We start from the raw sequence: 19,155 nt of genomic DNA, 5'->3' as shown, positions 1-19,155 counted from the left end.
CCCCGCACCTCAGCCCGGACGGATCGCTGATCCGATCCGCGCGCCCGCGTCGCTTGGTATGCTTTCGCGCCCCAGCGTCCGGCAAAGCAGCGCCACGGGAATAAGCCCGAACGCCACCAGCACCAGCGAGGGCACTGCCGCCTCGGCCAGCCGCTCATCCGAGGCCAGCCGATGCGCCTGCACCGCCAGCGTCTGGAAATTGAACGGATGCAGGATCAGCGTAGCGGGCAACTCCTTCATCACGTCGACAAAGACGATCAGCAATGCCGTCAGCACGCTGGTGCGCGCCACCGGCAGATGCACGCGCCACAACAGCTTCGGCCCCGATTGCCCCAGTGACCGCCCGATCGCGTCGTAGTGCATCGGCACCGTCGCCATCCCGCTGTCGAACGCATTAAGCGCCGCGGCCATGAAACGCACGAAATAGGCCGTCACCATCAGCCAGATCGACCCGGTGATCAAAAGCCCCGTGTCGATGCCGAAGCGCGCCTCCATCACCCGGTCGATGATGTTGTCGAGCGCCGCCATCGGCACCATCAGCCCCACCGCGATCACCCCGCCCGGCACCGCGTATCCAAGCCCCGCGCCCACCACCATCAGGCGCGAGCGCCGGTCAGGCCGTGTGCGGGCGCGAAAGCCGATCAGGATCGCGCCCGTCACCGTCAGCACCGCCGCGACACCGGCCAGCAGAACGGAATTCTGCGTCAGGCTCAGGTAGCGCGCGTCAAACAGGTTCTGCCCCGATCCCACCGCCATTACCGTCAGCATCACCACCGGCACGATGAACCCCAGCAGCACCGGCGCAAGGCAGAAGGCCGTCGCCAGCCAGCCCGCGAGCCCGCGCAGCCGGGGGCGCTCCATCGTCTCGAACCGCGCGCCGCGTCCGGCGGTGCGCGCCTTGCCGCGCTGCGCGCGCTCAAGCCCCGCCAGCAACAGCGCGAAACTGAGCAGGCACAGCGAAAGCTGCGCGGCCGCCGCCCTGTCGCCAAGGCTGAACCACGCCTGATAGATGCCGGTCGCGAAGGTCTGCACATTGAAGAACGCCACCGTCCCGTAATCGGCGATGGTCTCCATCACCGCCAAGAGCGCACCCCCCGCGATCGCCGGGCGCGCCATCGGCAGCGCGACGCGCAGGAACGCCTTCATCGGCGAGCGCCCCAGCGTGCGCGCCACCAGGAAGGCATTGGCCGATTGCTGCCGGAACGAGGCCCGCGCCAGCAGGTAGACATACGGGTAAAGCACGATGGTCAGCATCAGGGCCGCCCCGCCAAGGCTGCGGATTTCCGGAAACCAGTAATCGCGCGGCCCCCAGCCGGTCACATCGCGCAACAGCGTCTGCACCGGGCCGGGATGATCCAGCAGCGATGTATAGGCATAGGCCAGCACGTAGGCCGGAAAGGCCAGCGGCAGCGCCAGCGCCACCTCCAGCAGCCGCACACCGGGAAAGCGGTAGACCGTCACCAGCCATGCGGTGACACTGCCCAGAACCGCCGTCGAGACCCCGACAATCGCGACCAGCGCCAGCGTCGTGCGCGCATAGCGCGGCAGGACTGACGAAAGGATCTCGCGCCAAGTCTCCAGATCGCCGGTGAACGCCGCCAGCGCCGCCGCCACGATGGGCGCGACGCACAGGATTACGGCGATCCAGGCCAGGCGATGCAGCAGGCGTTCCGACATTCAGGCGCTCCTGGCTGATTAATCCGAGTGTTTTGATCCAGTATGGACTGCGGCGGCAAAGGTCAATCTCTGGCAGCACTCATGCGGCCTCGCCCGCAGCGCCCGTCGCAAACGCGCGCCTACCTGTCGAGGATCGCGGCCTGTTCCAGGTAAACCCCGGACGCGGCGCGCAGCGCGGCGGGGTCGTCGCCCTCGGATGCCTTGTGCACCCGCTCCAGCACCTCCGGCAGCGCGCCCAGTTCGGCATTGATGCGCGCCAGCGCAATCTCAAGCGTGTAGGTGAATTGATGCACCTCTTCCATATCGGCCGTGGTCATCGGGTCACGCTCCAGCACCGCTGCCAGCTTGCGGTTGTAGGTCACGAAATTGTCGACCGCCTGTTGCAGCGTCTCCGAAGGTTCCGGCGCGTAATGCGACACCGTTTCATCCGCCTTCACCGGCATCATGCCGCCGATCAGGATCGCCACACCGGTGGCCAGGATTTTCAGCGTATTGGTCATCGTCTTGTCCTTGCTCAGGAAGTCACCTTTATGCGGGCGGCCTCGTGAAACCCGGCCTGCCCGTCCTTTTGCTACGCCGGTCCAAGCGGCGCGTCAATATTTCCTGAGTATTTTACTCAATATTTAACCGAGACATCCCGTCGCACCCTTCAGCGTGCGCGAATCACGCCCCGCGACCATATCTGATCACATGGTCAAAACCCGCATGCGATTGAAAAATAAAGGTTTCTTTTACCCCATGAGGTTAACGCCGCGGCAACGCGGCTTTACATGCGATCAGAATCACGACAATTTCGGCGGATGTCTGGGCGCGGCAGCAGATTATAACGCCGCCCCGATGAACCAGGGAGACATTCCAATGAAACCTCTAAGACATTTCGCGACGGCTGCGGCACTCGTGCTCGGCATGGTCGGCACGGCGCCCGCGCAGACGCTCAGTTTCGCCTATGACGCCGATCCGGTGTCGCTCGACCCGCATGAGCAGCTGTCCGGCGGTACGCTCCAGCTGTCGCATATGGTCTTTGACCCGCTCCTGCGCTGGAACAGCGATCTGGGCTTTGATCCCCGCCTTGCCGAAAGCTGGGAGCGCGTCGACGACACCACCATGCGCTTCAAGCTGCGCGAGGGCGTCACCTTCCACACCGGCAATGACATGACGGCCGAAGACGTGGTCTGGACCATCGAGCGCCTCAAATCATCGCCCGACTTCAAGGGCATCTTCGCCGGTTGGGTCTCGGTTACCGCGATCGACGACTATACCGTCGAGGTCAAGACGGACGGCCCCAGCCCGCTGGTGCTGCATACCGCGACCTATGTCTTCCCGATGGACAAGGATTTCTACGAGGACGGCGGCGCCGAGATCGCCAAGCATGGCGACAGCTTCGCCAGCCAGAACCTGTCGGGCACCGGCCCCTTCACCGTGGCCTCGCGCGAACAGGGCGTGAAAACCGTCTTCGAGCGCAACCCCGATTACTGGGACACCGCCAGCCCCGGCAACGTGCAGACCGCCGTCCTGACCCCGATCAAGGAGGCGCCGACCCGTGTCGCCGCCCTGCTGTCGGGTGACGTGGACTTCATCGCGCCGGTCCCGCCGACCGATCTTGAGCGCATCAAGAACGATCCGGACACCAAGCTGGTGACCATGACCGGCACCCGGATCATCACCCTTCAGATGAACCAGAATCGCAACGAGGCGCTGGCCGACCCCAAGGTCCGCCAGGCGATCGCCTATGCCATCAACAACGAAGGCATCGTTCAGAAGATCATGAAGGGCTTCGGCACCGTCGCCGCACAGCAGTCCCCCGAGGGCTATGTCGGCCACAACCCCGATCTGAAACCGCGCTTCGACGTGGCCAAGGCGCAATCCCTGATGGAAGAGGCCGGCTACGCCGATGGCTTCTCGGCGACCATGATGTGCCCCAACAACCGCTACGTGAACGATTTCAAGATCTGCGAAGCGGCGGCGGCGATGCTGGCCAAGATCAACGTCAAGATCGACCTTACCACCATGCCCAAGGCGCAATACTGGCCCAAATACGACGAGCGCGCCGCCGACATCATGATGATCGGCTGGCATTCGGATACCGAGGACAGCGCCAACTTCAACGAGTTCCTGACCATGACCCCGGACCCCGACACCGGGCGCGGGCAGTATAACTCGGGCAATTACTCGAATGCCGAGGTGGACGAGCTGACCATCGCGTCGCTGACCGAGACCGATCCCGGAAAGCGCGCCGAGCAACTCCAGCGGGTCGAGGAAATCCTCTATAACGAGGCCGCCTTCATCCCGTTCCACTGGCAGGACCTGGCCTGGGGCGCGCGCAAGGGCGTGATGATCGAGGATGTCGTGAACGTCATGAACTTCCCCTATCTGGGCGACCTCGTCATCGAGGAATAACCGCCTGATCAATCACCGGGGCGGGCTGGCATGGTGCTGGCTCGCCCCTTTTGCAGACGGACACAGTCACGTGCATATCCTCGCTTTCCTCATACGCCGCGCCATTCAGGCCGTGATCGTGATGTTCGTCATCTCGCTGGTCGGCTTTTCCATCCAGGACAACCTGGGCGACCCCTTGCGCGAACTGGTGGGCCAGTCGGTCTCGGAAGAAGCGCGTGACGACCTGCGCGAGCAACTGGGACTCAACGATCCCTTTTTCGTGCAATATACCCGCTTTCTGGGCAACGCCCTGCAGGGCGATCTCGGCAATTCCTATTTCTTCAAGCGCCCCGCGCTTTCGGTGATCCTCGACAAGTTCCCCGCCACATTCGAACTGGTCCTCGGTGCGGTGTTCATCTTCGTGTCGCTGTCGATCCCGGCGGGCATCTACTGCGCCATCAACCGTGACTCATGGCTGTCGCGGATCATCATGTCCGGCTCGATCGTCGGCATTTCGGTGCCCGTGTTCCTGACCGCCATCGGCATGGTCTGGCTGTTCGGCGTCGAACTGGGCTGGCTGCCCGCCTTCGGGCGCGGCGACACCTACGAACTGCCCTGGGGTTGGGACACGGGCTTTCTCACATGGGACGGGCTCAGCCACCTGATCCTGCCCTCGATCACGCTTTCCTCGATCATGCTGCCGCTCTTCATCCGCCTGATCCGGGCCGAGATGATGGAGGCCATGGGCACCGAATATGTCCGCTTCGCCCGCGCCAAGGGGCTTTCGACGCGCCGCGTGCGCTATGTCCACGCCTTCCGCAACACGCTTCTGCCCGTGGTCACGGTGGGCGGGCTGATGATCGGCACGCTGATTGCCTACACGATCCTGACGGAAACCGTGTTCCAGTGGCCCGGCATGGGCTTCCTGTTTCTCGAGGCGGTGAACCGCGTCGATACCCCGCTGATCATCGCCTATATCATCATCGTGGGCCTGATCTTCGTGGTGGTGAACACCATCGTCGATTTCATCTACACGCTCATCAACCCGATGGTGAAACTTCCGGGGGCGAAGGGCTGACATGATCTCTCTCAAAGGCTTTCTCAGACGGTTCTTCTCCGACCCGGTGGCCATCGGGGCGGGGCTGGTTCTGCTGGTGCTCGTGCTGATGGCGGTGCTTGCGCCCTTCCTTGCGCCGCAAAACCCCTATGACCTCATGCAGCTCGACATCATGGACAGCGAGATGCCGCCAAGCTGGAAACCCGGTGGCGATCCGCGCTTCTGGCTGGGCACCGATGCGCAGGGGCGCGGCGTGTTCAGCACGATCATGTATGGCACCGGCATCTCGCTTGTGATCGGGATCGGCGCGGTGATCGTGCAGGCGGTGCTTGGCGTCACGCTGGGGCTGATCGCGGGCTACAAGGGCGGCTGGCTCGACAGTTTCCTCATGCGCCTCGCCGATATCCAGTTGTCGCTTTCCACGCTGATGATGGCGATCATCGCGCTGGCGCTGTTCCAGGCGGCGTTCGATGCCAATATCTATGCCGATTACGCGATCATCATGCTGATCATGGTGATCGGCATCGCCGAATGGCCGAAATTCGCGCGCACGGTGCGCTCTTCGGTGCTGGGCGAAAGGAAGAAGGAATATGTCGACGCAGCCCGCGTCATCGGCCTGCCGCCGCGCAAGATCATGTGGGGCCATATCCTGCCCAACACGCTCACGCCGGTTCTGGTGATATCGACCATCCAGGTCGCCGAGGCGATCATGATCGAGGCGTCGCTTTCCTTCCTCGGGCTCGGGATGCCGGTGGACCGCCCCTCGCTCGGCTCGCTGATCCGCTCGGGATTCGAGTTCATCTTCTCGGGCTCCTGGTGGATCACCCTCTATCCCGCCATCGTGCTGGTGGCGCTGATCCTGGCGCTGAACCTTCTGGGGGATTGGCTGCGCGACGTGCTCAACCCGAAACTCAGACGGGGGGAAGACTGATGCCCATGCTCGAAGTGCAGGACCTGCATGTCGCTTTCCCGCAGGGGCGCAAATCCGAGGTCGAAGCCCTGCGCGGCGTTGACCTGACCCTCGAGAAGGGCGAACGCCTGGGCGTCGTCGGTGAATCGGGCGCCGGGAAATCCATGCTCGCCTTCGCGATCCTGAACCTGATCGCCGAACCGGGCCGCGTAAGCCGGGGCCGGATCATGTTCCACGGCCAGAACCTTCTGGACCTGTCCGAACGCGACATCCGCGCCGTGCGCGGCAACCGGATATCGATGATCTTCCAGGACCCGATGGTCACGCTGAATCCGGTGCTCAGCATCGGCACCCAGATGATGGAAACCCTGCGCGCCCATCGCCGGATCTCGGGCGCCGAGGCCAGGAGGCTCTGCATCGCCAAGCTGCGCGAAGTGGCGATCCCCTCGCCCGAAAGCCGCCTTGATGCCTATCCGCATGAATTGTCCGGCGGGCTGCGCCAGCGCGTCGTCATCGCCATCGCGCTCCTGACCGATCCCGAACTGATCATTGCCGACGAGCCCACCACCGCGCTCGACGTGACCATCCAGGCCGAAATCATGGCCCTGATCCTCAAGCTCTGCCGCGAAAACGACGTGGCGCTGATCCTGATCACCCACGATCTTGGCGTTGTGGCCGAAGCCACCGAACGGCTGATGATCATGTATGCCGGCAAATGCGTCGAGACCGGCGCCACCGGGGCGATCATCAACGCGCCCCACCACCCCTACAGCGCGGGCCTTCTGCGGGCGCTGCCCCAGAACGCGGCGCGCGGCACCCGGCTCTACCAGATTCCCGGCTCCATGCCGCCGATCACCGCCCTGCCCGCCGGCTGCGCCTATCACCCGCGCTGTGCCCGCGCCACCGCGCTCTGCAAGGCCGAGATCCCGCCCCTCCAGAACGGCGCCGCCTGCTTCCACCCCCTCACCGCACCCGAGGAGGTCCCATGACCACCGGCCCGATCGTCGAAACCAAAGGGCTCGAGGTCCGCTTCCCTCTGCCCACCCATTTCCTGAGCCGCCAAAAGCCGGTGCTGCACGCGCTCAACGGCGTCGATATCGCCATCTCACCGGGCGAAACCTTCTGCGTGGTGGGCGAATCGGGCTGCGGCAAGACCACACTGGGGCGCGCCATCATGGGCCTGCTCGAACCATCGGCAGGCGAAATCCTGTTCCGGGGCCAGCGCATCGACGGCATGGACGAAACCACCCGAAAACCGATCCGGCGCGACATGCAGATGGTGTTCCAGAACCCCTATGCCTCGCTCAACCCGCGCCGCAACGTGTTCGAGACCCTGGCCGAACCGGTCCGCCACCTGATGCCCGAGAAATCACCCGCCGAGCTGCGCCGGCAGGTCGAAGAGGTGCTCGCCGCCACCGGCTGCGACCCCTCCTGGCAGCGCCGCCTGCCGCATGAATTCTCCGGCGGCCAGCGCCAGCGCATCGCCATTGCCCGCGCGCTGGTGACGAACCCCGCCTTCATCGTCGCCGACGAACCCATCTCGGCGCTCGACGTGTCGATCCAGGCCCAGATCCTCAACCTGCTGACCGACCTTCAAGGCGAACGCGGGCTCACTTACCTCTTCATCACCCACGACCTCAGCGTGGTCGAACATTTCGGCACCCGCGTCGCGGTGATGTATCTGGGCGCGGTGATGGAACTCGCCCCCGCCGAAACCATCTTCGACACGCCCAAACACCCCTATACACGCCTGCTGCTCGATGCGATCCCGAAGCTCCGGGGCGGCTCCTTCGACAAGCCGCGCACGCCGGGCGAACTGCCCGATCCGGTCAACCCGCCGCCCGGCTGCCCGTTCGCGCCCCGCTGCCCGATGGCCGAGGACCTCTGCCGCCGCGACCGCCCGCGCCTGCGCGAACTGCCCGACGGCACCCATGCCGCCTGCCATTTCGCCGAGTGATCAGGGCGATCACCCACCCCTTCTTCTGTTGTGAAATATCCCGGGGGAGTCGCCCAACGGGCGACGGGGGCAGCGCCCCCAAGGGGCGACAGTAAAGCGGCCCCCAAGGGGCGACAGTAAAGCGCCCCCTATTCGCCCTCATCTGCGGGCGACGCATTGAGCAGGCCATAACGCTCCTGCCCGAGGCTGTCGTAAAGCTCGAGCTGCGTCTCGAGAAAGTCGATATGCCCTTCCTCGTCCGCGATCAGCTCCTCGAACAGGTTCTTCGTGACGTAATCGGAGACGGATTCGCAGTGGTTGCGCGCCTCGATATAAAGCGCGCGCGCCTCGTGCTCGGCCGCAAGGTCGGCCTCCAGCGTCTCGCGCAGGGTCTCGCCGATGCGCAACGGGTCCAGCTTCTGAAGGTTCGGATGCCCGCCCAGAAAGATGATCCGCTCGATCAGCCTGTCGGCGTGATGCATCTCCTCGATGCTCTCTTCGCGGCTCTTGGCGGCATTGCGGCCATAGCCCCAGTCCTCCTGAAGGCGAAAATGCAGCCAGTACTGGCTGACGGCGGTCAACTCGCTGCGCAGCGCCTTGTTCAGATACTCAATGACCTTCTCGTCGCCCTTCATGATTCCGTTCTCCCTGTGTCACGGCGCGGCGCAATCCGCGCAATTCCATTGGTACCTCAAATGTGTCGCATGCCCTGAGCTTGTCAATGAAGAGCGGCAGGCATCCGCCGCAATCGGCACGCTTGCCGAGCGCGCGATAGACCTTGCCCGGCGTGATGACCGTATCCCGGTCCGCAGCCCGCATCCAGTCCACCGCGCGGCGGATGTCATGATCGGTGATCGACATGCAATGGCAGATCATCATCGTTTGAAAACCCTTGTGCTCAGATCTCTTCCACCCGTCTCAATGCCGCGTCGCGCTCGCCGGCTCGGCAAAACCGCGCCCCCGGCGCAGCCCCGCCCGGTAAAGATGGAGCCCCGCCATCCGTGCCGCCTCGCTCAGCGGCATCAACAGCGGCCCCTCGACCAGCAGCGAGGCGATCAGCATCGCGTCCTCGCGTTCGCCGGTGGCCGCCACCATGACGAAATGCGCCAGGATCGCTTCATCCGACCCGACACAGCGGCAATCCGCACCATGGCGCATCAGTTCCCTGCGGCCATGGCGCTGCACCATGCCCATCATCTCGTCAAAGGCCCGCGCTGGGACCGCGCGCCGCGCGGTCCCAGCGCGGGCAGCAGCAGCGTTTCCATCGCCACCGGTCCCTCGCCCCAGGCGCGCAGGCAGCGCACGGCCATCGCCTCGCCCAAAGGCAGCCTGTCCATCGCCGAAACCGGGAACGCCCCCACCATATCGCGATCATGCTTCATTTCGTCAGGATCAACTTGCCGGCGCGGGTGATGCGCAACGTATAGACCTTGCCATCCAGCACGATGCTGGCGGTCGTCCCGCCCTGCGTCAGTTCGCGCGCGTCATGGCAATTGGCATCGGGCAGCAATTCGGGCTGAAGGGCGGTTTGGGCGCGGATCATGGCCGCGCCTCCATCCGGTCCAGCAGCGCCTCAAGCCAGAAGTCGCTGGTGATGCCGCCCTGAAAGGCGGCGGCAAAGATGTCCCGGCGCAGATCGACGCGCCACGAATCGCGCTCGCTCATGCGGCTGGTCGGGGATGGTGGCGCCATCTGGGCGCGCAAGGATGCGGTCTCGATCATGCCAAAGCTCCAAGTCTGAAAGATCAGGTGCCGGCTGACCCGTGCGGGGTGGCTTGGCTGGTTAAACCTGACAAAAAGAATAAGTCATGTCAATTCCGATTTTTTTAGTCGGAATTTGAGGGGCACAATTTTTGACCCTCCCCGCCGCCGTGCCCCGGCCACAGAACGCAAAAACCCCGCTCCCTGCTCACTGCGCTCTGGCCATGCCGGTTTTGCCTGCCCTATAGTAAGGGGCAAAACCGGGCCGGGCAGCGAAGAGACCAGACATGTCCCTCCATCCCACGCGGCAGATGCCGATTACCTTGCGCACGCAGTCCAAGACGGATGTCCGGACCCAGTTTTCGGCACTGTGCTACAGGTACAGCAAGGACAAGCCCGAAATCCTGCTGATCACCAGCCGCCGTTCGGGGCGCTGGATATTGCCCAAGGGCTGGCCGATCGACGGGCAGACCCCCGGACAGACCGCCCTCACCGAGGCCTGGGAAGAGGCCGGCGTGATCGGCAAGCCCTCCGAGCAATGCATCGGGCTGTTTTCCTATTCCAAGACCACCGATCCCGATGGCTCGCTCCCCTGCCTGGGGCTGGTCTTTCCGATCAAGGTCAAGTCGCTGACCAAGGACTTCCCCGAAGCCGGCCAGCGCCGCCGCCAGTGGTTCCGCCCCAAAAAGGCCGCGACCCGCGTCAGCGAACCCGAACTTGCGCAAATCCTGCGCCATTTCGATCCCGGGCGGCTTCTGCGCTAGGCAGGCGGACAGAGACGCAACCCGGCGCGCATCGCCTCATACCCCCTTGATCATCAAGGGATTGGACATAAATATTAATCCAGTTTGGCGTGGACATGAGATGATTCAATTTACCCTCAAATGCGATCAGGACCACCGCTTCGACAGTTGGTTCCAATCCGCCGCCGCCTTTGAAAAGCTGGCGGCGACAGGCAATCTCAGCTGCGCAGTCTGCGGCTCGGGCAATGTTGAAAAGGCGATGATGGCGCCGCGCGTTGCCGCTGGCGGCCGCCAGAGCGAACAGCCCGCGCCCGGCGCCGGCAATGCCATTGCCGATGCGCATGCCAAGGCGCAGCAGGATGCGCCATGCACCCGGACCCGCGGCCATTCCGCCCCCCTGCGCCAGCCTGACACCCCCGCCCAGCAGGCGCTGGCCGAACTGCGCAAACATGTCGAGGCGAATTCCGAATATGTCGGCATGAATTTCGCCCATGAGGCCCGCCGCATCCATGACGGCGAAACCCCCGAACGCGCCATTTACGGCGAGGCCCGCCCCGACGAAGCCCGCAAGCTGATCGAAGACGGCGTGCCCGTCGCCCCCCTGCCCTTCGTGCCGGGGCGCAAGACCAACTGACCCCCACCACCGATCCCCGCTCAGGCTCAAAGGAATCGCTCATGCATGTCGTCATTACCGGGGCCAATCGCGGCATCGGCCGCGCCCTTCTTGACCATTACCGCGCCCTTGGCCACGATGTCACCGGCACCGCGCGCCATGACGCGGACCTCACCCCGCTCGATGTCAGCGACCCCGACAGCATCGCCGCCTTCGCCCGGCATCTCGACGGGCAGCCGGTCGATCTGCTGATCTGCAACGCCGGGCTCTATGCGGACAAGCACCACAAGCTCGATGACGGCTACCCGGCGCAGATGTGGGCCGATACCTTCGCCACCAACGTGACCGGCGTGTTCCTGACCATCCAGGCGCTCCTGCCCAATCTGCGCGCAGCACCCGGCGCCAGGGTCGCGATCATCTCAAGCCAGATGGCCAGCCAGACCCGCGCGCCGGGGCGCAGCTTCATCTACTGCGCCTCCAAGGCGGCGGCGCTCAACCTCGGGCGCAACCTCGCGGTCGATCTCAAGCCCGAGGGCATCGCGGTCGGCATATACCACCCCGGCTGGGTGCGCACCGACATGGGCGGCGAGGCGGGCGAGATCAGCGCCGACGAGTCCGCCAGCGGCCTTGCCGAACGCTTCGCCGACCTTGGCCCGGACACGACCGGCTGCTTTCAGACATGGGACGGGCGCGACCACCCCTTCTGAAACGCCGCGAAACCGCCTGTCAGGGCGGGTGAGTGGCATTGTCGCTCTTGCCCTTGCGCCCCAGCCCGCGTAAACCCCGCCCGATTGACGACAGGGACGCAGACATGCCCGTTCTCGTGATGAAATTCGGCGGCACCTCCGTCGCCACGCTGGATCGCATCCGCCGCGCCGCCAAGCGCGTCGGTGTCGAGGTGTCCAAGGGTTACGACGTGATCGTGATCGTCTCGGCCATGTCGGGCGAAACCAACAAGCTGGTGGGCTATGTCAACGAAACCTCGCCACTTTACGATGCGCGCGAATACGACGCCGTGGTCAGCGCCGGTGAAAACGTCACCGCCGGGCTGATGGCGCTGACGCTTCAGGAAATGGACGTGCCCGCGCGCAGCTGGCAGGGCTGGCAGGTGCCGGTGCGCACCACCTCGATCCACTCGGCCGCCCGGATCGAGGAGATCCCCACCGACAACATCAACGCCAAATTCGCCCAAGGCATGCGCGTCGCCGTGGTCGCGGGTTTCCAGGGCGTCAGCCCCGAGGGCCGCATCACCACGCTCGGGCGGGGCGGCTCGGACACTACCGCCGTTGCCTTCGCCGCCGCCTTCGGTGCCGATCGCTGCGACATCTACACCGATGTGGACGGGGTCTATACCACCGACCCGCGCATCGCGGACAAGGCCCGCAAACTGGATCGCATCGCCTTCGAGGAAATGCTCGAACTGGCCTCGCTGGGCGCCAAGGTGCTGCAAACCCGCTCGGTCGAACTCGCAATGCGCTACAATGTGAAACTGCGCGTGCTCAGCAGTTTCGAGGAACAGTCGGATGATGCGGGCACGCTTGTCTGCGCCGAGGAGGAAATCATGGAATCAAACGTCGTCAGTGGCATCGCCTATTCGCGCGACGAGGCGAAGATGACCCTTATCTCGGTCGCCGACCGCCCCGGCATCGCCGCCGCCATCTTCGGGCCGCTCTCCGAGGCCGGGGTCAATGTGGACATGATCGTGCAGAACATCTCGGAAGAGGGGCGCACCGACATGACCTTTTCCTGCCCCACCGATCAGGTCCTGCGCGCCGAAAAGGCGCTGGCCGCCGCCAAGTCGCATGGCGAGATCAACTACCACGACCTTGTCGCCGACACCAATGTCGCCAAGGTCTCGGCGGTCGGAATCGGCATGCGCAGCCAGTCGGGCGTGGCCGCCACGATGTTCCGCACGCTGTCGAACGAGGGGATCAACATCAAGGTGATTGCAACCTCCGAGATCAAGATTTCCGTCCTGATCGACCGGAAATACATGGAACTTGCCGTTCAGGCGCTGCATGATGCCTTCGAATTGGATAAAGTGGCCTGACGCCTGCACCTTCCCGGAACAGGCGCCTGGATTTTCCACCACAGCGGCCAGGGACGCACGGCATTCGCGATGAGTCATAATTTCCAGACAGACAGCCGCCAGATGCTGGGGCGCCTGCGCGCCGTCATGGCCGAGGACGCCGCCGGGCAACAGCGGCTGGATCGCATCACCACGCTCATCGCCGAGGAAATGCGCACCCAGGTCTGCTCGATCTACCTCTTTCGCGACGAGGACACGCTGGAACTCTGCGCCACCGAGGGCCTCAATCCGCAAGCGGTGCATGAAACACGCATGCGCCTTGGCGAAGGGCTTGTCGGGCGCGTCGCGCGCACCGGCAAGATCATCAACACCGATGACGCGCCGGGCACGCGCGGCTTTCGCTTCATGCCCGAAACGGGCGAAGAGGCCTATTCCTCGTTCCTGGGCGTGCCGATCCAGCGGCTTGGCGAAATGCTGGGCGTGCTGGTGGTGCAATCCAAGGCCAGACGCTCCTATTCCGACGATGAGATCTACGCGCTCGAAGTTGTGGCCATGGTCATTGCCGAAATGGCCGAACTGGGCGCCTTCGTGGGCGAAGGCGCGGCGATGTCGGCGCGCCACCAGCAGCCGGTCCTGTTCCGCGGCACCTCCGCCCAGGAAGGCGCGGCGCAGGGGCATGTCTGGCTGCACGAGCCGCGCGTCGTCGTCACCAATCCGATCGCCGACGATCCGCACCGCGAACTGGAACGGCTGCGCGAGGCGGTCGAAACGCTGCGCGTCGGTGTCGACCGGATGCTCTCGGACGCGGCCAGCGGCGACAATGAACAGCTCAAGGTGCTGGAAACCTACCGCATGTTCGCCAATTCCAAGGGCTGGATGCGGCGCATGGAAGAAGATATCGGCCGCGGCCTCTCGGCCGAGGCCGCCGTCGAAAAGGAACAATCCACCGCCCGCGCCCGCATGACCCGCGTCACCGACACCTATCTGCGCGAACGGCTGCATGATCTTGACGATCTCAGCAACCGCCTGCTGCGCATCCTGACCGGACAAGGCAACCAGACCGGCGCCGAAATGCCCGCCGATCCGATCCTGATCGCGCGCAATATCGGCCCGGCCGAATTGCTGGATTATGGCCGGGCGCTCAAGGGGATCGTGCTCGAGGAAGGTTCGGTCGGCAGCCATGCGGCGATCGTCGCGCGCGCGCTGGCCATTCCGCTGGTGATCCATGCCCAGCGCGTCACCACCGAGGCGCTCAACGGCGATCCCGTGCTGATCGACGGCGATCAGGGCATCGTTCACCTGCGCCCCGACGACACCGTGGTCAGCGCCTTTCGCGACAAGATGGCGATGCAGGCGCAGGCGCAGGAACGCTATACCTCGATCCGCGAAAAGCCCGCCGAAACACTCTGCGGCACGCGCATCGCGCTGCATATGAATGCCGGCCTGATGGCCGACCTGCCCTCGCTCGACAGTTCCGGGGCCGAAGGCGTCGGGCTGTTTCGCACCGAGCTTCAGTTCCTGGTGCGCAGCCACATGCCCAAACGCGCCGAGCTGAGCGAGCTTTATGCGCGGGTGATGGATGCCGCGCGCGGAAAGCGGGTGGTGTTTCGCACGCTCGATATCGGCTCGGACAAGGTGCTGCCCTACATGAAGGCCGTGAACGAGCCCAACCCGGCGCTTGGCTGGCGCGCGGTGCGGGTCGGGCTCGACAAGCCGGGGGTGATGCGCATGCAACTTCAGGCGCTGATCCGCGCTGCGGCCGGGCGGCCGCTCAGCGTGATGTTCCCCTTCGTCGCCCAACGCGAGGAATACACCGCCGCGCGCGCCGAAATGGACAAGGCGCTGGAACGCGAGCGGATCCTGGGAAACCCACAGCCCGAAAGCGTCGAGGTGGGCGCGATGCTGGAAACCCCCTCGCTCGCCTTTGCGCCGGACAGTTTCTATACCGAGGTGGATTTCCTGTCGATCGGGGGCAACGATCTCAAGCAGTTCTTCTTCGCCGCCGACCGCGAAAACGAGCTGGTGCGCCGCCGCTATGACATACTGAACGTGAGTTTCCTGACCTTCCTCGAAGGTATCGTGAACCGTTGCACGGCGCTTGGCACACCGCTCAGCTTTTGCGGCGAGGATGCGGGCCGCCCGATCGAGGCCGCCTGTTTCGCCGCCATCGGCCTGCGCACCCTGTCGATGCGCCCGGCCTCGATCGGCCCGGTGAAGTCGATCCTGCGGCGTACTGACCTTGTCGAGCTTCAGGGCGTGATCCACGCGGCGCGCAGCGCCGGGGTGCAATCGGTGCGCGCCGATGTCATGGACTACCTGCGCGGTAAGCTCTGATTGGGGGCTCTGCCCCCGCCGCGGCCAGAGGCCGCGACTCCCCCGAGATATTTTCCGCCAGATGAAGCGGCTTGCGTTTGGTACGGATTGACGGCGAACTTGTACCGAAAGGCCGCGCACGGCGCGTTAACCGGGCCCTTTGCGGTGCATGATACCGACGCGATACCGACGGCGTGCCGACACGATACCGAAGGCGGTTTCGCCTTTTAAGATTGGGGTCTGCTGGTGATTCGGGCGCGGGTCAGCCCAGGCGGGCGACACGGGCGCAGAAATCCTCGACCAGCGCGGCGTGATCCCGGTCCGCCTCGATCGCCAGCCGCCTCAGCCCGAAATGCACATGCGCCATCTGCTGGTAATAGCTGGTATAGGCGTAATTGGTCGCCGCCCCCGCCGCCGCGCCCAGCACCGGCACCGTCTGCGCCGCCAGCTTCTGCCCCAGCACCGTCGCCAGCCGGGGCGCCACGCGGGCGATCAGCGCCCGCACCGTGGTGCCGCTTACCGCCAGCCTTGTGCTGAGAAAGGCAAGGTCGCTCCCGTCATCATGGTCAAGCGGGCCGGCCGCCGCGAAGACCTGCACGCAATCAAAGCGAACCCCTTGTTCCTGCGGGGAAAATCCGTGCTCTGCGGCGACGTCCTGAATGGCGCGCAAAAGCACCGTGGTGGTAAAGGGAAGTTCGGCCAGCGCAGTCGGCAAGCCGCCCCAGCCCCCGGCCGCACCCATGGCCGTGGTGACCACGCGGGTCATCCAGGACGAGCTTTCAGGCACCACCCCGCGCGAGCGATGCGCAGCCTCCATCGCGCTCATCAGCGCTTGCTCGGTGGCGCCTTCCAGGCGGCCCCGCACCGTGACGGGAAGCCGCTCAAGCAGCCCCTCGGCCTGACCGCCCACCATGTTGAGGATCTGGATGCCGGGATTGGAGGCACGCGCATGGCGCGCCGCCAACGCGTCGAGGCGCTGGCCGATTTCATGGGCATCTATCTGTTTTTCAATGATTTCCATGGCCGCGCCTCCGCAAGGTTCCGATTGAAAGATTGCCCCTGCACGCGCCTTTTTCAAGCGCCGCGCGTCACCTTTCCGCGAATGCCCGCCCAGGCATCCTTGCTCAGCGCCGCGCCCAGCACCCTGTCGGGGTTGGTGGGGGGCGGCATCTCGACCCCGTCCAGCCGGTGAAACCCGAAGCGCCCGTAATAGGGTTCGTCGCCCACCAAAAGGACCCGCTCCCAACCCTGCGCCGCCGCCAGCGCCAAACTCTCGCGGATCAGCCAGCCGCCCAGCCCTTCGCCCTGACGGGTCGGGTGCACCGCGACCGGCCCCAGCAACAACGCCTTTTTCGCGCCCACCAGCACCGGCCAGAACCTTATGGCAGCCGCCAGGATACCCTGCCCGTCACGCGCCACCAGGCTGAGCCCGCGCACGGGCGGCACGTCATCGCGCAACCGGTAGGAGGACAGCGCCTCGCGGCCCGGCGCGAAGCACAGATCATAGAGAGCCTCGACCTCCCACCAGTCCTCATCTGTTTCGGGGCTGAGCTCGAACACCCGGCAACTCCTTGCGAAATCAGCTGGATTTGCGCCTAGCACGGCGTTAGGTCTGGCACAAACCCGGAAATGAAAGCGACGAGGCACCCCAGATGTTCTACCGCCCCGAAGACGGCCACGGCCTGCCGCACAACCCCTTCAACGCCATCGTGACGCCCCGGCCGATCGGCTGGATTTCAAGCCGCGATGGAGTCGGGCGGGACAACCTCGCGCCCTATTCCTTTTTCAACGCCGTCGCCTATGTGCCGCCGCAGGTGATGTTCGCCTCGACCTCGGTCAAGCCGGACCGCGGCGACACCAAGGACAGCGTCGCCAATATCCGCGAGACCGGGGTTTTCTGCGTGAGTATCGTGGAATACGCCATGCGCGACGCGATGAACCAGACCTCCGGCCCCTGGGACAGGGAGGTCGATGAATTCGACCATGCCGCCATCGAAAAGGCTGAATGCGACACCATCGCCTGTGCCCGCGTGGCGGGCGCGCCCGCCAATCTGGAATGCAGGCTGACGCAGATCGTGACGCTGCCGGGCGAGGCCAATTTTGTGGTGTTCGGCGAAGTCACCGGCATCCATATGCGCGATGACTGCCTGAAGGACGGGATCTTCGACGTGCTCGCCTTCAACCCGCTGGCCCGCATGGGATACCGGGATTACAGCGTGGTGCGCGAAAAGTTCAGCCTCAAGCGTCCGGGCGAATGACCGCCCGGATCTAGCGCAGCAGGAAGGCGTCCGAGAACCCGGCGCCGCGCACCGTGCGCAGTGCGGCGTGCAGGTCGGGCTGGTTCGCGAAGGGTCCGGCCAGAACCCGCGTATAGGTCTTGCCGCCCCGCCGAAACGTTGACAGCCGCGCGGGCAGCCCGCTGCGCGACAGGCGCTGCGCAACGCGCATGGCATTGCCCTTCTGGCTGAACATGCCCGCCTGCACGAAGCGGTGGCTTGCGGGCGCCTTGGGCGCTGCCGCCGGGGCCTGCGAGCGGGTGGAGAGGACCGGCTTTGCCACCTGACGGCGCACGACCCGGACGGGGTCGGACTCGGGGGCAGCGCGGGGCGCGGTCTTGGTGGCCACCTGTCGAACGGGGATCGGATCGGCCACGACACGTCCCGCCGTCTGAACCGCAACGCCGGCCGCCCGCTGCTGTGCGAAGCTCGTGTAGGGATAACGCAGCCCCGGATACTTGTAGGTCACGTCCCGGTTGGTGGCGGTATCAATCAGATAGCGCGGCACCGTGCTGGACCACATGACCTCCATCTGCGCTTTGCCCTCAAAGGTCTGGTGCGCGCGGTAGGGGTTCAGGCGGTCATCATCCCAGACCCGCTTGTAGCCTTCGGAAACCGATATTCCGTTGCTTTTCTGCTGCTGCGCGTAGACATGGCGGGGCACCACCCGTACATTGGCGGCGGCTTGCGGGGCGCGGCGGACTTTGTGTTGCACGGGTTGCGCCAGAAGCGCGGTGCCGGCCAGCGGCGTCTTCGCGGGCCGCGATGCCTTGGACGCTGCCTGAACAGGGGCGACCCGCACATAATGCATCTCGGCGCCCGATCCGCCACCACCCGTGATATAGGTGACATGCGGCCCGCCCTGTGGACCGCAACGCACATCTTCGCCCCCCATGTAGCGCTGCGAGACCGGGCTGAGTCCCGGGCAGGCGGAGACAGCTTCTGCCGGGGCCGACCGGATGATGCGGGCCGGGGCCTTGGCTGTCTTGACCGCAACGGGGCGCGCCGGTGCCGTGACTGTCCTTGCCGAGGACGCGGGCGCGGGCGCTGTGACCACCCCGACGGGCGGTGCAGACACAGGGGCCGCGACCGCAGGCGCACGCACCACCTTGGGTGGTGCCTGTTTGGCGACCTGCCGAACCTTCTGAGGCTGGGGCTGGGGTTTGGCCTTGGGCTGGGGTGCGGCCTTCGCCGGTGCCTTGGCAGCGGTCCGGGTCTTGGCGGGGGCCGCCGCGGGAGCTTGCGCCGTTCTGGTCTTTGCCAATGATGGCTTGGCGCCGCAGATCATCTTGCGCTGGCGCGTGACGCGCGGAATCCATGTCGTATTGCCGCTGACACCGGCACGCAGGAACACACAGCCATTACTGTCGACATATTGCCTGCCACTGTAGGATGCGGGTGGAAACTCGGCCGGAACCGGGAGTCCCGACGTCGGTTGAGCTTCTGCGAATTCAAGCCCGAAACCTGCGACGATGGCAGCCATCGTCAATACTCTGATCACTCTCATGTTGTCCCCCAAGACAG

22 protein-coding genes are annotated in these 19,155 nt (G+C 65.1%); 11 read left to right on the top strand and 11 right to left on the bottom strand.

The window, feature by feature from the left end; genetic code table 11:
• Nucleotides 1-9: 9 nt before the first annotated feature.
• The gene (locus N5A93_RS12205; protein ID WP_268955381.1) at nucleotides 10-1,677 is read right to left on the bottom strand and encodes an ABC transporter permease; all 1,668 of its coding nucleotides are present in this window, start codon (nucleotides 1,675-1,677) and stop codon (nucleotides 10-12) included.
• A gap of 119 nt (nucleotides 1,678-1,796) precedes the next feature.
• The gene (locus N5A93_RS12200; protein ID WP_268955380.1) at nucleotides 1,797-2,177 is read right to left on the bottom strand and encodes a DUF6746 family protein; all 381 of its coding nucleotides are present in this window, start codon (nucleotides 2,175-2,177) and stop codon (nucleotides 1,797-1,799) included.
• Between the two features lie 358 nt (nucleotides 2,178-2,535).
• Between N5A93_RS12200 and N5A93_RS12195 the strand changes: the two genes are divergently transcribed.
• The 5 genes from N5A93_RS12195 to N5A93_RS12175 all read left to right on the top strand — a co-directional run bounded on the left by N5A93_RS12195 (nucleotide 2,536) and on the right by N5A93_RS12175 (nucleotide 7,977).
• Entirely contained in the window at nucleotides 2,536-4,074 is a 1,539-nt protein-coding gene (locus tag N5A93_RS12195; RefSeq protein WP_268955379.1) for an ABC transporter substrate-binding protein, read from the top strand.
• Between the two features lie 70 nt (nucleotides 4,075-4,144).
• The gene (locus tag N5A93_RS12190; protein ID WP_268955378.1) at nucleotides 4,145-5,131 is read left to right on the top strand and encodes an ABC transporter permease; all 987 of its coding nucleotides are present in this window, start codon (nucleotides 4,145-4,147) and stop codon (nucleotides 5,129-5,131) included.
• Between the two features lies 1 nt (nucleotide 5,132).
• Nucleotides 5,133-6,041, top strand: a complete 909-nt coding sequence (locus N5A93_RS12185; protein WP_268955377.1) for an ABC transporter permease — start codon at nucleotides 5,133-5,135, stop codon at nucleotides 6,039-6,041.
• The gene (locus N5A93_RS12180) at nucleotides 6,041-7,009 is read left to right on the top strand and encodes an ABC transporter ATP-binding protein (protein WP_268955376.1); all 969 of its coding nucleotides are present in this window, start codon (nucleotides 6,041-6,043) and stop codon (nucleotides 7,007-7,009) included. Before N5A93_RS12185 ends, N5A93_RS12180 begins: the two co-directional genes overlap by 1 nt.
• Complete coding sequence (locus N5A93_RS12175; protein ID WP_268955375.1) at nucleotides 7,006-7,977, top strand: ABC transporter ATP-binding protein; 972 nt, start codon at nucleotides 7,006-7,008, stop codon at nucleotides 7,975-7,977. Before N5A93_RS12180 ends, N5A93_RS12175 begins: the two co-directional genes overlap by 4 nt.
• A 128-nt stretch (nucleotides 7,978-8,105) precedes the next feature.
• Here N5A93_RS12175 and bfr read toward each other — a convergent pair whose 3' ends face one another.
• Genes bfr through N5A93_RS12145 form a run of 6 tightly spaced genes read right to left on the bottom strand, consistent with a single transcriptional unit; the run spans nucleotide 8,106 to nucleotide 9,678 of the window.
• The gene (bfr, locus tag N5A93_RS12170) at nucleotides 8,106-8,591 is read right to left on the bottom strand and encodes a bacterioferritin (protein ID WP_268955374.1); all 486 of its coding nucleotides are present in this window, start codon (nucleotides 8,589-8,591) and stop codon (nucleotides 8,106-8,108) included.
• Nucleotides 8,566-8,835 (bottom strand): (2Fe-2S)-binding protein, encoded by a 270-nt coding sequence (locus N5A93_RS12165; RefSeq protein ID WP_268955373.1) that lies wholly within the window; start codon nucleotides 8,833-8,835, stop codon nucleotides 8,566-8,568. Before N5A93_RS12165 ends, bfr begins: the two co-directional genes overlap by 26 nt.
• Nucleotides 8,836-8,874: 39 nt before the next feature.
• A complete protein-coding gene (locus N5A93_RS12160) occupies nucleotides 8,875-9,150 on the bottom strand; it encodes a hypothetical protein (protein ID WP_268955372.1) in 276 nt (91 codons plus the stop codon).
• Nucleotides 9,150-9,338 (bottom strand): hypothetical protein, encoded by a 189-nt coding sequence (locus N5A93_RS12155; RefSeq protein ID WP_268955371.1) that lies wholly within the window; start codon nucleotides 9,336-9,338, stop codon nucleotides 9,150-9,152. The genes N5A93_RS12160 and N5A93_RS12155 overlap by 1 nt, the downstream gene beginning before the upstream one ends.
• Nucleotides 9,335-9,499 (bottom strand): hemin uptake protein HemP, encoded by a 165-nt coding sequence (gene hemP, locus N5A93_RS12150; RefSeq protein ID WP_268955370.1) that lies wholly within the window; start codon nucleotides 9,497-9,499, stop codon nucleotides 9,335-9,337. Before hemP ends, N5A93_RS12155 begins: the two co-directional genes overlap by 4 nt.
• A complete protein-coding gene (locus N5A93_RS12145) occupies nucleotides 9,496-9,678 on the bottom strand; it encodes a hypothetical protein (RefSeq protein ID WP_268955369.1) in 183 nt (60 codons plus the stop codon). Before N5A93_RS12145 ends, hemP begins: the two co-directional genes overlap by 4 nt.
• A gap of 266 nt (nucleotides 9,679-9,944) precedes the next feature.
• Between N5A93_RS12145 and N5A93_RS12140 the strand changes: the two genes are divergently transcribed.
• From N5A93_RS12140 to ptsP, 5 genes are all read left to right on the top strand, one after another.
• Nucleotides 9,945-10,421 (top strand): NUDIX hydrolase, encoded by a 477-nt coding sequence (locus N5A93_RS12140; protein WP_268955368.1) that lies wholly within the window; start codon nucleotides 9,945-9,947, stop codon nucleotides 10,419-10,421.
• 100 nt (nucleotides 10,422-10,521) lie between these two features.
• Nucleotides 10,522-11,034: a DUF1178 family protein gene (locus tag N5A93_RS12135; protein WP_268955367.1), complete on the top strand. Its 513-nt coding sequence runs from the start codon at nucleotides 10,522-10,524 to the stop codon at nucleotides 11,032-11,034.
• A 41-nt stretch (nucleotides 11,035-11,075) separates the two neighbouring features.
• Nucleotides 11,076-11,720 carry an SDR family NAD(P)-dependent oxidoreductase gene (locus tag N5A93_RS12130; RefSeq protein WP_268955366.1) on the top strand — a complete coding sequence of 215 codons (645 nt, stop codon included), beginning with the start codon at nucleotides 11,076-11,078 and terminating at the stop codon, nucleotides 11,718-11,720.
• Nucleotides 11,721-11,824: 104 nt separating this feature from the next.
• Nucleotides 11,825-13,063, top strand: a complete 1,239-nt coding sequence (locus N5A93_RS12125) for an aspartate kinase (RefSeq protein ID WP_268955365.1) — start codon at nucleotides 11,825-11,827, stop codon at nucleotides 13,061-13,063.
• Nucleotides 13,064-13,132: 69 nt separating this feature from the next.
• Entirely contained in the window at nucleotides 13,133-15,376 is a 2,244-nt protein-coding gene (gene ptsP / locus N5A93_RS12120; protein WP_268955364.1) for a phosphoenolpyruvate--protein phosphotransferase, read from the top strand.
• A 241-nt stretch (nucleotides 15,377-15,617) separates the two neighbouring features.
• Here the strand turns inward: ptsP and N5A93_RS12115 are convergent, their stop codons facing one another.
• Nucleotides 15,618-16,376 carry an EcsC family protein gene (locus N5A93_RS12115; RefSeq protein WP_268955363.1) on the bottom strand — a complete coding sequence of 253 codons (759 nt, stop codon included), beginning with the start codon at nucleotides 16,374-16,376 and terminating at the stop codon, nucleotides 15,618-15,620.
• 53 nt (nucleotides 16,377-16,429) lie between these two features.
• Nucleotides 16,430-16,915, bottom strand: a complete 486-nt coding sequence (locus N5A93_RS12110; RefSeq protein ID WP_268955362.1) for a GNAT family N-acetyltransferase — start codon at nucleotides 16,913-16,915, stop codon at nucleotides 16,430-16,432.
• 92 nt (nucleotides 16,916-17,007) lie between these two features.
• On the opposite strand from N5A93_RS12110, the gene N5A93_RS12105 reads away from it, so the two are divergent.
• Entirely contained in the window at nucleotides 17,008-17,613 is a 606-nt protein-coding gene (locus tag N5A93_RS12105) for a flavin reductase family protein (protein WP_268955361.1), read from the top strand.
• A gap of 10 nt (nucleotides 17,614-17,623) precedes the next feature.
• On the opposite strand, the gene N5A93_RS12100 is transcribed toward N5A93_RS12105, so the two are convergent.
• Nucleotides 17,624-19,138: an SPOR domain-containing protein gene (locus tag N5A93_RS12100; protein WP_268955360.1), complete on the bottom strand. Its 1,515-nt coding sequence runs from the start codon at nucleotides 19,136-19,138 to the stop codon at nucleotides 17,624-17,626.
• Nucleotides 19,139-19,155: the final 17 nt, after the last annotated feature.

Origin of the sequence: Roseovarius salincola (assembly GCF_026891095.1) — a bacterium.
Taxonomy (GTDB): Bacteria; Pseudomonadota; Alphaproteobacteria; order Rhodobacterales; family Rhodobacteraceae; genus Roseovarius; species Roseovarius salincola.
This window is presented reverse-complemented; position numbering and strand designations above follow the sequence as displayed.

Bases quoted from the DNA above. Each gene is read 5' to 3' on its own strand.
- N5A93_RS12205 (WP_268955381.1), bottom strand. From the start codon at position 1,677: ATGTCGGAACGCCTGCTGCATCGCCTGGCCTGGATCGCCGTAATCCTG.
- N5A93_RS12200 (WP_268955380.1), bottom strand. From the start codon at position 2,177: ATGACCAATACGCTGAAAATCCTGGCCACCGGTGTGGCGATCCTGATC.
- N5A93_RS12195 (WP_268955379.1), top strand. From the start codon at position 2,536: ATGAAACCTCTAAGACATTTCGCGACGGCTGCGGCACTCGTGCTCGGC.
- N5A93_RS12185 (WP_268955377.1), top strand. From the start codon at position 5,133: ATGATCTCTCTCAAAGGCTTTCTCAGACGGTTCTTCTCCGACCCGGTG.
- N5A93_RS12180 (WP_268955376.1), top strand. From the start codon at position 6,041: ATGCCCATGCTCGAAGTGCAGGACCTGCATGTCGCTTTCCCGCAGGGG.
- N5A93_RS12175 (WP_268955375.1), top strand. From the start codon at position 7,006: ATGACCACCGGCCCGATCGTCGAAACCAAAGGGCTCGAGGTCCGCTTC.
- bfr (WP_268955374.1), bottom strand. From the start codon at position 8,591: ATGAAGGGCGACGAGAAGGTCATTGAGTATCTGAACAAGGCGCTGCGC.
- N5A93_RS12165 (WP_268955373.1), bottom strand. From the start codon at position 8,835: ATGATGATCTGCCATTGCATGTCGATCACCGATCATGACATCCGCCGC.
- N5A93_RS12160 (WP_268955372.1), bottom strand. From the start codon at position 9,150: ATGGGCATGGTGCAGCGCCATGGCCGCAGGGAACTGATGCGCCATGGT.
- N5A93_RS12155 (WP_268955371.1), bottom strand. From the start codon at position 9,338: ATGAAGCATGATCGCGATATGGTGGGGGCGTTCCCGGTTTCGGCGATG.
- hemP (WP_268955370.1), bottom strand. From the start codon at position 9,499: ATGATCCGCGCCCAAACCGCCCTTCAGCCCGAATTGCTGCCCGATGCC.
- N5A93_RS12145 (WP_268955369.1), bottom strand. From the start codon at position 9,678: ATGATCGAGACCGCATCCTTGCGCGCCCAGATGGCGCCACCATCCCCG.
- N5A93_RS12140 (WP_268955368.1), top strand. From the start codon at position 9,945: ATGTCCCTCCATCCCACGCGGCAGATGCCGATTACCTTGCGCACGCAG.
- N5A93_RS12135 (WP_268955367.1), top strand. From the start codon at position 10,522: ATGATTCAATTTACCCTCAAATGCGATCAGGACCACCGCTTCGACAGT.
- N5A93_RS12130 (WP_268955366.1), top strand. From the start codon at position 11,076: ATGCATGTCGTCATTACCGGGGCCAATCGCGGCATCGGCCGCGCCCTT.
- N5A93_RS12125 (WP_268955365.1), top strand. From the start codon at position 11,825: ATGCCCGTTCTCGTGATGAAATTCGGCGGCACCTCCGTCGCCACGCTG.
- ptsP (WP_268955364.1), top strand. From the start codon at position 13,133: ATGAGTCATAATTTCCAGACAGACAGCCGCCAGATGCTGGGGCGCCTG.
- N5A93_RS12115 (WP_268955363.1), bottom strand. From the start codon at position 16,376: ATGGAAATCATTGAAAAACAGATAGATGCCCATGAAATCGGCCAGCGC.
- N5A93_RS12105 (WP_268955361.1), top strand. From the start codon at position 17,008: ATGTTCTACCGCCCCGAAGACGGCCACGGCCTGCCGCACAACCCCTTC.
- N5A93_RS12100 (WP_268955360.1), bottom strand. From the start codon at position 19,138: ATGAGAGTGATCAGAGTATTGACGATGGCTGCCATCGTCGCAGGTTTC.